We start from the raw sequence: 14,598 nt of genomic DNA, 5'->3' as shown, positions 1-14,598 counted from the left end.
ATCTCTCCTACTACTCCTATTGGACAAAGAATCTCATTCTCGGAGAGAATATACATCTGAATATTAGAAATAGGACGGCCAATAGGAATAGACTTTCTCCAGCCATCCTCCACTGAAAGACGATGGATACTCGTACATACAGAGCACTCTGTTGGCCCATAAGCATTAAAATAAGATAAGTGACCGGACAAAGAAAGCCCCTTTTCTATATGACCGGACTCCCCCGCCGAAATAAGAACTCTTAAACCTGATAAGTCTTCAGGCGAAAGGGTTTCTGAATAGGCAGGAGGAAGCGTAATCACACTTGCCTTGGAAGATCCTAATAACTGAACAAATTTTTCCTTGTCCTTGATAGCTGTATCATCCGGGATAAAAAGACTAGCTCCACTTAACAGAGACATCATCATCTCTGAAAAAGAAGCATCAAAAGCAACGGAAGCAAAAAAGAAAACAACATCGCTGCTTACAACTCCAAATTCACGGATCTGGCTCAGAACCATATTGACCAATCCCCCATGTTCTACCATAACGCCCTTTGGACGGCCTGTAGAACCCGAAGTGTAAATAACATAGGCTAGATCCTCAGGAGACCTACTGTGCTCAGAAGATAAGACGGAATAATCGCCCTGAATATCCTTAAAGCTTAAAATGGCTTCAGGATCAATAACAACCTTACAACCACTATCTTCCTTCATATAAGCAATACGCTCGGAAGGATACGAAGGATCAATAGGAACATATGCTCCACCCGCTTTGAGAATCCCTAAAATCGCAATAATGAAATCTGCAGATCTTTCCAGTTGTACCCCTACAAGAGATTCTCTGCCAATACCATACTGGATGCGAAGGTAATGGGCAAACTGATTCGAACGTTCATTAAGCTCATGATAGCTAAGACTGTGATCATTGTATTTCAAGGCTATCTTATCACCATGAAGAAGCACCTGAGATGCAAAAAGATCAATAACCGTTTTATCTCTAGGATAATCAGCCTTGGTCTGGTTAAACTCATATACAAGCTTATCATAATCTGATGGAATGAGATAGGACAATTCTTTTACTGATTTATTATAATCAGTAATAATATTTTTAATAAAGAAAAAAAAGTTGTCCTTGAAATTAGAAACTTCCTTTTGGTTTAAATAATTTTGATTATAATCAAAATGGATTTTCACATCCTCTTTATCATCCGATTCTCGTATGTAGATAGCAAGAGCTACCCTTTCCAAACCATGATTAAAAGGAATTACTTCTGTTTTTGTATTAATAAAATCATATGAATAATCATGCTTTTCATAGGATAGAACAATATTAAACAATTCATTGAGATCAGATGATATGTTCAGTTCGTTCATTAATTTTCCCAGAGGAAATCTTTGGTGACGATAATCTTCTCTGAGTTCTTTAGAAATTTTTTTTAAAAGATCAGTAAATGTTTCGTCAGTATTTAAACTAATTTTGAATGGAGATACTCCTGCAAAAAGGCCAGCCGTATTTTTGTATCTGCGACTGCTTCTATTGAGTGTTGGTATGCCTATTGTCATTGTATCTAATGAACGACTTATTCCGATATATGAAAATAATGATGCAAGGATAAAATGAAAAAAAGTAGTATTCCTATCAGCAGAAAATTTTATCAATTCATCATAAAAAGTTCTGTTTATGATCAATTCTTCCCTTTCACTTTTAAAAAGGTTAGCATTGTTGCTCTTTTTTACAAAAATTTGATCAGATCTATTGTTTATGAATTTATTCTTCCAGTAATTTTTATCATTTTCAAAAGTATCCGACTTCTGATATTCATTATCTTCTACTACATAGTCTTCATATTTATAATTATAACTAGTGATCGTTTTTCCATAAGTCACAATTTCATTATAGTTTTGAACAATACGTTGAAACATCAGTGAGGATCCCCAACCATCTGTAATTATGTGATGATAGTAAATAAACAAGCAATGGAAATCTTCGGAAGTTTTAATTAAAATAAATCTGTTTAATGGTTTTTCATCTTTAAAGGTAAAAGGTATTAAAAACTCTTTCTTCAAAAACTCATCTTTCTCCATTTTAGCATCATCCAATCCACTAAAGTCTTTATAATACACCTGAAAATCATAATGCTTTAAAAACTCTATTTGTGGTTCTTCTGATCCTTCTTTGATGATCATCCTATAAGAGTCATGATCTTCTATAAATTGATTACATGCTTTATATAAAGAATCAATACAAATAAAACCTTTTATTTCAATTTTACCTCCGATATTATAGATTGGTAAATCAGGAAATAAAAATTGTTCGTTATATATATCCTTTTGAGATAAAGTAAGTTCCATGTTTTTTTATTAGTTTTATTTATACTATTTTACCGTATTCAAATTTTACAACCTTATCCGCTATATCAAAATATTCATCATCATGAGTTATAGCAATTATGGTTTTTCCTTCTTCTTTCAGTATAGGTAACAATGTTTTATAGAAGTAGTTTCTAAAAAAAGGATCCTGTTCCGCAGCCCATTCATCCAACAGAATGATTGGAGTTTCTTCTAATAAAGTCAAAATCAAAAGCATCCTCTTTGTTTGTCCGGAAGACAATGGTGGAATAGAAAAATCTTCGTCATTGTATTTAACAACATTCTTGAGCTTCATGAGTTCTAAAAAATCACTGAATTTACTATTTCTAGACAATGAAAAGTCATTATAATTTTCTGAAAATAAATGGCTATCAGAAAAAACTATTGAAAAGATATCTTTATAGTTACTGTCATTATTATCAATGGCCTGATTATTCAGTAAAATCTGCCCATTTGTAGGCTTATATAGCCCCGAAAGGACATTCATAAATGTAGTTTTGCCCGAACCGTTTCCACCTACAATGAAAATAACTTCTCCTTTATTAATTGAAAAATCAATAGATTGTAATGCGAAATTATTTTCATTATTTCCATATTCAAAATAAAGGTCCTTAACTTCCAATTTATCAAAATGGTTGATTTTAGAAGTAATATTCAATTCTTTTTCTTCTGTAAAATCATTGAAAAAATCTTTGATACGCTTTTCAGCAGTAAAAATTCTAGTAAAAAACTCCTGGGTAGAAACCAAAGTCATGATTGGACCCAAAATAAATAGAAATACCACTAAAAAGGAGTTTATTTTATCTTTCTCAAGGATATTGAGAGCTGGTAAAACAAATAAAATAGTCCCTAAAATAAAGTACAACCCATACTGGCTAAGAAGATTTATTCCGACGAAATTATTAGATAGTATAATATCTTTCTTTTTTGCGGCCTCTCTATTGGGTCTTAAAAATTTTTTGTATAAGTTCTGTGTTTTTGTTTTACTTATTTTAAACTGTTTGAACCCTTTAATAGCATCCTCAACAAATTTGAAGTATTTATCATTAAATTTCTTGATTTCTTCAACCTTTTTAGACAGTCGTTTTCCGACTATAATGTGACACGTAATCATAGAAATCAGCAGAATCACAATAATAACTGTAGAAAAGCTCGATATATAGATAAGATATCCTATATAGACCAGAAGCGTTAAAAAAGAATTTAATGCTGTAACCATTGTATCCGGTAAAAATATATAAACTCTAATATCTTCAACAATACTATATATTCTCTCTGTTCCAAGTTTTTCAATTTTATCTAAAGACGTTTTTTGCAATGCCTGGAATATTTTCAATTCATTGTCGTACACAAAATTCTTGGAAAGAAATATGAGTCTTTTTTGAAATAATAGTGTAAATATGTACGATAATATTGCCATTAGAAAAAAGACGATTCCCTTATATTCTTTAATAATAGAAACGCCATCTGTAACAACACTATTTATGATATGGAGCATTAAAAAGCTAAAAATAGTATTAGGTATGGAAAAAAGAAAAAGCATAAGTATTCTTTTCCTGGATATCTTTATCATATATGAATTTTAAATGATCGTCTGTAATTTGTTAAAGTATTGAACTAAATAAGGTTCATGTTTATATATAAAAAAATGGTTTCCTTTCATCTTTTTGATATTAACATTTTTACATGTTTTATCTTGCCATTTTATAATCTCATAATCTTCTACCTCTTCGTTATCACCATAAAATACGTCAATGGGTATTGACAAGGGCTTCATCGGCTCGTATTCAAAATTTTCCACGATTTTAAAATCTGATTTAATGATGGGCTCATAATAGGTTCGAATGTCCTCATTAGCAATGATTTCATCAGAGATTCCACCATAAGATTTCAGTTTTTCCCAAAATAGATCTGAAGATAAATCTGATATTTTCTCACGTTTTCTTGCACAGCAAGGAGAATTTTTGCCAGAAACAATCAGTTTAGAAGGTAACTTTAACCCTTTTTGTTCAATTTTATGAGATATCAGATAGGCCAGTAGCGCTCCCATACTATGGCCGTACAAAAAATATTTATGGGAAGCATTTATATGAGGTAAAATAACTTGCAATAAATCCTCAAGCAAAAGTTCTATATCGTCAATAGAAGGGTCATTAAATCGAGTCCCTCTCCCAGGATACTCTAAAGTATAAAAATTGGGAACTTTTTCGGCAAACCGATAAAATGAGTGTTTCCCTCCCCCCGCAAAAGGTAAAGCTAAAATTTTAGTTGTAGTGTTCAATGTCTATTAAAATATTTTATCAAAATTTAAAATGCCCTGAGGATCAAAAATTTTTTTAATTTCTTTCATTATTCCTATCTGTGTTTCACCAACCGAAAGGTTAAAATACTTTTTATTCAAGTATCCTACACCATGCTCACCTGGTACACTACCTCCGAAACCTACGATGACAGAATTTATCTTCATAAAGCATTGATTGATTTTTAAGTTCCAGTCTTCTGAGGATAAATTTCTATTCCGAAAAACATTGATGTGGAAATTTCCATCGCCAATATGTCCAACTATTATTCCTTCAAAATTAAACTCATCAAGAATTGTTGTTATTTTTTCATATACTTCCTGCGAAACAGAAAACGGAATAGAAAAATCATAATCTACAAACTCACAATAGTCCATACAGGATTCTCCTATTTTATTTCTATATTTCCAAAGATTCTCCCTTTCTCTTGAGGATTCAGCGAACAAAACATCATAGTCAGAATATTTAAAGATCAATTGATTGATAATTTCTAATTCAGGAAGGTCTGACTGCCATACCTCAGTTTCAAACTCTATCCAGAGAAAAGATCCGGCATCCAGCTTCATTCTTGTATCTTTAAGATAACTACAAACCAGATCAAAACCTTTTGCGTCCAAAAATTCAATACTTGAAGGGTTCAGACCTAATGTGAGTACTTCTTTAATAAAATCATACAGAAGACTTACTGATGAAAATGGAATAAAGAAAAGCCATTCTTTTTTCAATGGAATAAGTTTAATAACGGCTTTGGTAATTATCCCTAACGTACCTTCACTGCCTGTAAAAAGTTGCGTTAGGTTATATCCGGAAGAATCTTTTTTAACATTTTTCCCCGTCCATATGATCTCTCCATTAGGAAGTACTACTTCTAAATTGAGGATATAATTTGCTGTTGTACCATATTTAAAAGATTTCGGACTTCCACTTCTAATGGCAATGTTACCTCCAATAAAGCTCATTCCTGCACTGCTGATATTCTGAGGAAAGCTTAATCCATACTTCTCTACTTCTTTTTGTAATACTTCTGTTACAACACCTGTTTCTACAACTGCTATTCTTTCGAATTCATTGATCTCTATAATATTATTCAGCTTCTCTAATGATAAAATAATGTCACTTCCACATGACATTACCCCACCATTCACACTGCTTCCTCCTCCTCTAATGGTTATTTTCAAATTATTTGCATAACAAAATTTCATAATATTTGAAATTTCATCTGCATTATTGGGAACAATAACTGCCAATGGATTTTGAGTATCAAAATAATCTTTTTCTACAGGATGCTCATCCGACTCATTATAGGGTAATACATTTTCAGCTCCAACAATTGATTTCAATTCATAAAGCCCAGATCTTATATTATTCATAGGGTTATTTTATGATTTCACTTTCCAGTGCTTCGAACAATGCCTGTATATTATTTAATCCAAAACCATCATAATCATTAACTCTCTGAATAAACTCATAAAAAAAAGTTGGTCTGTCTCCAATAGGAGATGTAAAAGTCTGTAACAACAAAGAATTCTCGTCAACGTCACACAGGATTCCATATTTTTTTAGATCTTGTATATCCAGATCGGGATACTTCTGTTGTAAGGATACGTAGTAGGAATCGGGATAATTATTAAACTTTACGCCATTTCTCTTTAATACCTCAACAGTCTTAACGATATTATTCGTTTTAAATGCTAAATGCTGAATCCCTGAGCCATAATTTTCAGTGATATACAATTGAACCTGGTTTTTCTTATTGAGTTCAGGTTCAACCAATACTTTATTTATTTTCTTATTTTGGGTTTGTAAGGCTTTTAAATACATCCCTATTTTCTTATCACTATCTATGGTTTTTCTTTCATCATACTCTTCAATAGTCTTCGAAGCAAGGATATTATTCAGATAATTCTCCCAAAGAAACATTTCATTTATCCTTAAAGCACATGCAATATGATCAATCTCACATATTTCTGAATTTTCTTCTTCAATATCCAGCCAATCAGCTTCTACATTTATGAATCCCGGCATAAAATCACCAAAATATCCGCTATTATCTATCAGAAATATTTCATTATCATCAAATAGCTTCAAAACAGCATACTCTACAATACCATTATCATCTCTTAAAGCCTGAGGACCTTCAATCGGAATTCCTCCCTTTGAAACAGATTTATTAAAATAAGTAGTAATATCGTTGACTTTGATACCAATTCGTTTAATTGCATCACCATGTAAATTTACATAAGACAGTATGTGATGTGAAATGGGGTTAATGGCTGATGTGATTACTAATTTGATGTCATTTTTTGCAATTAAATAAGAAACCTTTTCAGTATTTCCTGTTTCAGGGCCACAATATGCAATTACCTTAAAACCTAATGCTTTAACATGCCAATACACAACAGCTTTTGCAGTTCCAACATAAAATTCAACAAACTCAATTTTGATATTGTGAAGTTCGGATTCAATATTTTGTTTTTCCATTCTCAATCTTATTTTTAAAAAAATTGTAAAGTCTCTCAACTGCAATTATTATGTTATCTTCTTTAATATTGCTATATGCAATTCTTATATTTTTCTTGTTAATTTCATCTAATTGAAAAAAAGACATCGGTGTAAAAATCACTTCAAATCTCTCAGCACAGTCTATAACATCCTGCTCTGTTACATCAAATGGCAGATCAATGACCATGAAAAAACCTCCTTCCGGGTCATTCCATTTTACATTTTTGCACCATTCCTCATTATTAGTCCTAAAACATTTATGTAAAGCATCTAAAGTCAGTATTTTCTTTTCTCTTAAGTTTTCTATCTTTTTTTCATTATACTTCTTTAATGAAAAATTATTATCTATTAAAATCCCGGCAATAATAGCCTGATTGATAGAAGAAGTATTGACTGTAGTATAGCCTTTCACCTTTTTCAGCTGATTACTTAATTTGCTTCCATCCTCAAATCTATAGTCCGCAACCATTACACCTATTCGCACAGAAGGGTAAATAAGTTTAGAAAATGTGTGCAGATAAATTACCCTCCGGTACTTATCTAATTTCTTTAATGTGGGGTACATTTTATTGGCAAAACAAAAATCTCCGTAGGCATTATCTTCAAGGATAAAAAAATCATATTTATCAGCCAATTCAATTATTTGTTTCCTTTTCTCAACAGACATTCTGATTCCGGAAGGATTTTGAAAATCGGAAACAACATATACTACTTTGACATGCTTACCTATTTCCTGAAATTTAAGAATCTTTTTCTCCAAAGATTCCAGACACATTCCGTCTGCATTTAGCTTTACTCCAGACACATCATAACCTGCAATAAGGGCATAGTTTTTTATCCCTACATAACAGGGATCCTCAACAATAATAACATCATCGTTTTTGCTACATAATGTAAGAACTGAAATTAAGAGACTTTCCTGTGTCCCTACGTTGATAAGAAGATCTTCGGGAGCAATTTCCAATCCATATTCTACCAATAAGTATTTACTAACTATTTCATTGATAATTCCACTTGCTTCACTATACTGCCCTAAGCTTGAAAAAAGAGCATTCAGAGGTTTTTTCTGTGTTTCAGAAATAAAACTGATGTAAGTATTGATATAGTAATCAATTTTTTCAAGATCAAAAAATCTACTGTCTGGTCTTCCTGAGGCTAAAGAGATAGCAGAAGGGTAACTATCTGCAATTTCGTTCAGGAATTCCATCGTATCATTTGCGATCGAATTTAAATCTTCATTTAGTTTTTTTTTCATACCGAATATGTGTCTTACAAATCTAGATTAATTCTCTACGGTATGATATTATGTTAAGTTTCATTCCCTTTTATCTCTACAATGTAGAGAATTAATTTCTCGCCCCAAAAATATAAATCTCTTTTGAATTACAGCACTTTTTAATTAAAAATAATTTTATATTTTTGGCGCATAATTTTAACCGTCTCATGAAGATAATTCAAAGCTTTTGGACAAAACCAACTTTTAAGAACAATAAAATTAATTCTACTGACAGAAATAAAGGAGGATGGCTTACGAAAAAACACAATTATATGAGCTGGGCTTTAAGTTGTTTACAGCTAAGAAAGTTTTATGAAAAAGTAGAACTAGTTACAGATGAAAAAGGATATGACATTCTAATCAACAAACTTAAACTTCCTTATACAAACGTTACCGTAGTTCTTGATGAACTCAATCACTATCATCCGGATCTCTGGGCAGTTGGAAAATTACATGCATATAAAATACAGACAGAGCCCTTTATTCACATTGACAGTGATATTTATATTTATAAACCTTTTCCTTCATCACTGGAAACGTCTAGCTTAATAGTCCAAAACTTTGAAAAAGGTTTTTTCTTTTATGATAAAGTTTTTAATGAGTTGAAGGAAAACTTTGACTATGTTCCTCAAGCCTTATTTGATTCTATAGAGAAAAACAATAAAATAATTTCGGTAAATGCTGGATTATTTGGAGGAAATGATATCGAATTTTTTAAGGAATATACACATTGTGCATTTGAGTTTATTGATAGGAATATTTCACATTTGGAAAAAATTGATATCGGAATGTTCAATACAGTTTACGAACAATTTTTATTCAATGCTCTAGCTGAAAAATCAAATAAAACAGTCAATCCTTTCATTTCAGATATCAATCCATCATTTGATGGTATTGCTAATTTCACTCAAGTTCCAAATACAGTGAGCTTTATTCATACTGTAGGATTTTATAAAGGTCTGCCAACAATCAATGAAATTTTGGAACACAGACTTTTAAATGATTTTCCAGAATATTACTATGAAATAATCAATTTATTAAGGACCAAGCAATTATAAAACATGAGTATAATAGATAATGCGGCTATTGGAAATATAATAGATCACAAGGAAAAAAAAGATCTATTAGAATTTCTCAATAAAATATGTTCACAATTAGTATCTCTTACCCCTAAAAACTGGGAAGATCAATACCAGAAAAACAATAATTTCATTACTTATACAGCTCCTGAAAGCCTATGCAGTGGTTATAGTGGTATTATCCTCATTATGACAGAATTTTATCATTTGGGAATTATAAGTCTGGACAAAATTGAAACAATGGTTAGCGATTTGGTAGCTTATTGTCGTCAAAATACCTCACAGGATTACTCCCTTTATACTGGAAGATCCGGAGTGATCTATACATTGATTCAATTATTTGAAATTACTAATGATAATAAATATCTTAATTACAGTCTAGAACTTATTGAGTCATATAATATCGAAGAATTTGTAAACTCCGCTTATACAAGCGACTATATTTTTAATGGTAGGGCCGGGACATTACTGACCTTTGTAAATCTTTATCATCTTACTGGTGACAAAAAGGTCCTTGATTACATTAGTTTAATTTATCTCAAGTTATTAAATCGTTGTGAAGTTTCTGAAGATGGAATATCTTGGAAAGAATATGAAGAAATAAATATAAAAAACTCCGTAGGGTTTGCTTTTGGAGCAGCGGGTATAAGATATTCACTACAAACCATAAACAGTATTTCAGAAAATGCTGGAATCAACTATATTATTAAAAATATTGATCAGTATATCCATTCACATTGGAACGAACAGCAGAATAATTTCGAAAACCTTGAAAAAGATATTTTGAACAATGAAGTATTCTCTACATTTATTAATCAATATCTTGAAAACAAATCCTCGCTTTCTGTTCCAACATATGAAACCAGCTGGAGCCAAGGCTTATTAGGCATCTTGCTTCCATGGGAACAATACAATACTTCCCCCATACCAGAGGAAGCACTAGTCACACTAGAAAATACATCATTATTCAACGGTCTCAGCAGTATTGGTCTATTTTATTTAAAACAATACAAAACCAATAATTCATTTAGTAACCGGTTACAATTAGAATCCATTATTACAAGTTTTATCAAAAGTTTAACTTCTGACGATCTATCTGGAGGACTTCTATTTGGAGAACTGGGAAAAGTATACTTCTTTTTGAAACTTTTAAATAATAATATTGATTCAAAAAATATACTGGAACCTTTTCAATATGGCCCTATAAAAAGTAATGAACTTTCATTTAATGAGCTTACAGAAGTAAGAACCATCATATTATCTCATTTTTTTAAAAGAACTCTGGATTTTTTACAGGAATCACTTCCCAGAATATTAGGTAAATATCTTAATACAGAAGTTAAAAACACTCCGGAAACCAATAGCTTTATCGAGTTTGTGGAGAATGTATTAAAGAATTTTAAAGGAACAAAAATTGCTGATCAATTACAAGACATTTATCTTCTGGAAAAGAAAAGATACAATATTAAAACTTCGGATAAAGAGTCTAATATAAATAAATACATTGAAAACTTTCTGCATAAAAAAGAATCTCTTAGGTTTTTAGACCATAATGACCATTGGTTCCTGCAACAATCTGCAGAAATATCAAAAAATGTATATGTAAATCATAGTAAATGGAATTGGACCTATGCTTCAGACAAACAATTCTTAAAGCAAAACTTACAGAAAGATGCTGATGATTGTGAATATATCATTATGCTTAACGAAAAAAATGAATTAAACGAGTATTATTTAGGATTGGAAAGTATCATTTTAAGCACTTTCCGCCATCCGATCCCAATAGAAAAAGCTATTAATGACTTAAAATCTTTTCTTCTATCGCAACCCTATGAAAATCTCATTGTATTTTCACGACAATCGGGATCAAAAGATATGGATGATTTTCTCGAACGGCTTGACTTTTTATTAATTCAAAGAATCAGATATTTTATTTTTTCAGGAATATTATCTGTTAAATAAAAATGCTAAAAATATTATATTCTTATCTCGAGAAAAAACATCATCCTTTTTTTCTAAATAATTATCTCCTTGAAATGCCATTAGACTTTCAAGAGAAAGTTTTAAAATATAAAAATTGGCAGGATACGCAGGCATCAATAATAGGACGTCTACTATTAGGCATCCTTGTTAAAACATTTGATTTAAATTTAAGTATTAAACATTTAGCCTATAATGTAAACGGAAAACCTTATTTTGAAAAAGAGCAGGTCTTTTTTAATATTTCACATAGTGATGACATTGTTATTTGCGTTGTTACAGATATAAATGAGGTAGGTATTGATATAGAAAAGTTACAAGATATCAATATTAATGATTTTAAAAATTTTCTCACTAAATTCGAATGGGATTATATAGACGTTTCTCAAAATGCTGTTTCCGATTTTATATCTTTATGGACACAAAAGGAAGCAATTCTTAAGGCTTCAGGACATGGTTTAAATATTGACCTTAATTCCTTTGAAATAAATGACGATAAGGCTGAAATAAATAGTAATATCTACTCTCTAAAAGAGATACTCATCAATCATAAATATAAATGTCATCTTGCTATTAAGGGTGACATCTCACAAACCACTGAAATTCAACCAATTAAATGGTTCGCGTAAAATATAACCAGTATAATGTTTGTGGGAGAGGAAAAGATTTTATTAGCACTCATAATCTGAATGGATTGAAGCCATTTGCCTATTTTCTCAAATTATATGATTATCTAATAAGGTAAACCAAATTACTGTAAGCTGACCATTATTATATCCCTGGTAAAACAAATTATATCATATAGCCGTTTCTGATAAACTTATACCTCCTCTTATTCATCCAATCTTTTAAACTTCTCTATATAAATTTAATAGGTATAAACCAATACAAATGATATTAAGCAACTGCAGTGTTTAATAGTTTACAAAATAAAGACTTTGGATATACCAAAAATTCCTTATTTTTGCAAACCTATAATTTACAATCAATATGTTTAATAGTTTACAGGATAAATTAGACAAGGCTCTACATAATATTTCCGGACGCGGAAAAATCACAGAGATCAACGTAGCGGAAACCGTAAAGGAAATCCGTAGAGCGTTGGTAGATGCCGACGTTAACTATAAAGTTGCAAAAGATCTTACCAAAAGAGTTCAGGATAAAGCTTTAGGACAAAACGTTCTTACTTCCCTTACACCGGGACAGTTGATGACGAAAATCGTTCATGACGAATTAGTAGAACTCATGGGAGGTTCTCAGGAAGGAATCAATCTTTCAGGAAAACCATCTGTGATCCTTATTGCTGGTCTTCAGGGATCCGGTAAGACTACTTTCTCCGGAAAACTGGCTCTTCATTTAAAAACAAAAAGAGCAAAAAAACCCTTATTGGTTGCCTGTGATGTTTACCGTCCCGCTGCGATTGACCAGCTTAAAGTATTAGGTGGCCAGATCGGAGTTCCGGTTTTTACTGAAGAAGGATCAACCAATCCATCTACGATTGCTGAAAATGGAATTGCTTTTGCAAAGGCAAACGGTCATGATGTCGTAATCGTAGATACAGCAGGACGTCTTGCTATTGACGAGCAGATGATGAACGAGATCAAATCTGTGCATTACTTCATTAAACCACAGGAAACCCTATTTGTAGTAGATTCCATGACCGGTCAGGATGCTGTGAATACGGCAAAAGCATTCAACGATGCATTGAATTTTGACGGTGTTGTTCTTACCAAATTAGATGGTGATACGCGAGGGGGTGCTGCTTTAACGATTCGTTCTGTCGTAGAAAAACCGATTAAGTTTATCTCTACCGGTGAGAAAATGGAAGCTTTGGATGTTTTCTATCCGGAAAGGATGGCTGACAGAATCCTGGGAATGGGAGATGTTGTTTCCCTGGTAGAAAGAGCTCAGGAGCAGTTTGACGAAGAAGAAGCTAAAAAGCTTCACAAAAAGATTGCTAAAAATGAGTTTGGTTTTGATGACTTCCTGAAGCAGATCAACCAGATCAAGAAGATGGGTAATATGAAAGACCTTATGGGAATGATCCCTGGAGTTGGAAAAGCCATTAAGGATGTTGAGATCAGCGATGATGCTTTCAAGCACATTGAAGCGATTATCTACTCTATGACCCCTGATGAGAGAAGAAGACCTTCTATCATTAACAGTCAGAGAAAGCAGAGAATTGCAAAAGGAGCAGGAAGAAAGATTGAAGATGTGAATCAATTAATGAAGCAATTCGACCAGATGGGTAAAATGATGAAGATGATGCAGGGACCTCAGGGAAAACAAATGATGCAGATGATGAGCAAAATGCCAAATATGCCAGGCATGGGCGGAATGATGGGGAAATAATAAAGATTTTAAACTTTAGATAAGAAGACATAAAAAAACTCTCAGAAATTATTCTGAGAGTTTTTTGTTTTATTTGAATTTGTATCCCAATCCGATCTGGAAGAAATTCATCTTCAATTTTTCGTCATTTACAGGATCCTTAATCATATTTGTTAGTCCGAAACTGTAACGTGCATCTACGAATAGTCCTTTGTAGATGTTATAATCCACTCCTAAAAACAAACCAAATTCCGTAGACTTAAGGTTGTCATCAAAACTCTTTTCTAAAGCATTTTCACCTGCATTTAAGATCTGTTGGTCTGCTATTCCTCCAGCTACATCTATTTTTACCTTAGTACTTGTTCTAAAGCTTACAAAAGGTCCTGCGTACAATCCTAATTCAGGAGTTGCATAATATCTGGCCGCTACAGGAACTACGATTCTGTTGAAATTGAATTTTTCTGTGACAGTGATTCCCAATGTTGAAACTTCAACTTTACCTCCTAAATTAGCATATTGAACCTCCCCTTGTAAAGCAAATTTATTATTGAATTTATGCTCCACCAAAGCGCCTACATAAAAACCTGATTTGGATTTCAAACCTCCGTCTGCTCCTTCAAAAGCATCAAGATCTTCATTAGATTTTAAATTTGATAACGCGTAACCCGCTTTTACTCCAAATTTTGTTTGTGCATTCATGCCTGCAAAAAAAGCAAGAGCTGATGCCAATAAGATTTTTTTCATGATTATTATTAAATAAAATTTTGTTTTTAAAGGTA

11 protein-coding genes are annotated in these 14,598 nt (G+C 32.0%); 4 read left to right on the top strand and 7 right to left on the bottom strand.

Annotation, left to right across the window (positions count from 1 at the left end; genetic code table 11):
* From NZD88_RS03420 to NZD88_RS03395, 6 genes are all read right to left on the bottom strand, one after another.
* Positions 1-2,333, bottom strand: a 2,333-nt coding sequence (locus tag NZD88_RS03420) for a non-ribosomal peptide synthetase (protein ID WP_259827442.1), incomplete at its 3' end; no start/stop codon positions are given.
* 19 nt (positions 2,334-2,352) lie between these two features.
* Complete coding sequence (locus NZD88_RS03415; RefSeq protein ID WP_259827440.1) at positions 2,353-3,924, bottom strand: ATP-binding cassette domain-containing protein; 1,572 nt, start codon at positions 3,922-3,924, stop codon at positions 2,353-2,355.
* Between the two features lie 9 nt (positions 3,925-3,933).
* Positions 3,934-4,632: a thioesterase II family protein gene (locus NZD88_RS03410; protein WP_259827438.1), complete on the bottom strand. Its 699-nt coding sequence runs from the start codon at positions 4,630-4,632 to the stop codon at positions 3,934-3,936.
* 6 nt (positions 4,633-4,638) lie between these two features.
* Positions 4,639-6,021, bottom strand: coding sequence for an FAD-binding oxidoreductase (locus NZD88_RS03405; RefSeq protein ID WP_259827437.1), 1,383 nt, complete (start codon positions 6,019-6,021; stop codon positions 4,639-4,641).
* A 4-nt stretch (positions 6,022-6,025) separates the two neighbouring features.
* On the bottom strand, positions 6,026-7,132 hold the full coding sequence (gene hppD / locus NZD88_RS03400) for a 4-hydroxyphenylpyruvate dioxygenase (protein ID WP_259827436.1): 1,107 nt from the start codon (positions 7,130-7,132) through the stop codon (positions 6,026-6,028).
* Positions 7,113-8,408 (bottom strand): aminotransferase-like domain-containing protein, encoded by a 1,296-nt coding sequence (locus NZD88_RS03395; RefSeq protein ID WP_259827435.1) that lies wholly within the window; start codon positions 8,406-8,408, stop codon positions 7,113-7,115. The genes hppD and NZD88_RS03395 overlap by 20 nt, the downstream gene beginning before the upstream one ends.
* A gap of 188 nt (positions 8,409-8,596) precedes the next feature.
* Between NZD88_RS03395 and NZD88_RS03390 the strand changes: the two genes are divergently transcribed.
* The 4 genes from NZD88_RS03390 (at position 8,597) to ffh (ending at position 13,840) form a co-directional block, all read left to right on the top strand.
* Complete coding sequence (locus NZD88_RS03390; RefSeq protein ID WP_259827434.1) at positions 8,597-9,487, top strand: DUF6734 family protein; 891 nt, start codon at positions 8,597-8,599, stop codon at positions 9,485-9,487.
* Positions 9,488-9,490: 3 nt separating this feature from the next.
* Positions 9,491-11,470, top strand: a complete 1,980-nt coding sequence (locus NZD88_RS03385; RefSeq protein WP_259827432.1) for a lanthionine synthetase LanC family protein — start codon at positions 9,491-9,493, stop codon at positions 11,468-11,470.
* Positions 11,471-11,472: 2 nt separating this feature from the next.
* On the top strand, positions 11,473-12,117 hold the full coding sequence (locus NZD88_RS03380) for a 4'-phosphopantetheinyl transferase family protein (protein WP_259827430.1): 645 nt from the start codon (positions 11,473-11,475) through the stop codon (positions 12,115-12,117).
* Between the two features lie 361 nt (positions 12,118-12,478).
* A complete protein-coding gene (ffh, locus tag NZD88_RS03375) occupies positions 12,479-13,840 on the top strand; it encodes a signal recognition particle protein (protein ID WP_259827428.1) in 1,362 nt (453 codons plus the stop codon).
* A 69-nt stretch (positions 13,841-13,909) separates the two neighbouring features.
* Here the strand turns inward: ffh and NZD88_RS03370 are convergent, their stop codons facing one another.
* Complete coding sequence (locus tag NZD88_RS03370) at positions 13,910-14,563, bottom strand: porin family protein (protein WP_259827427.1); 654 nt, start codon at positions 14,561-14,563, stop codon at positions 13,910-13,912.
* Positions 14,564-14,598 lie beyond the last annotated feature (35 nt).

This window comes from Chryseobacterium pyrolae (genome assembly GCF_025153485.1).
GTDB classification, from domain to species: Bacteria; Bacteroidota; Bacteroidia; order Flavobacteriales; family Weeksellaceae; genus Chryseobacterium; species Chryseobacterium antibioticum.
The sequence above is the reverse complement of the archived record's forward strand: the minus strand, read 5'-3'. Positions and strand labels throughout refer to the sequence as shown.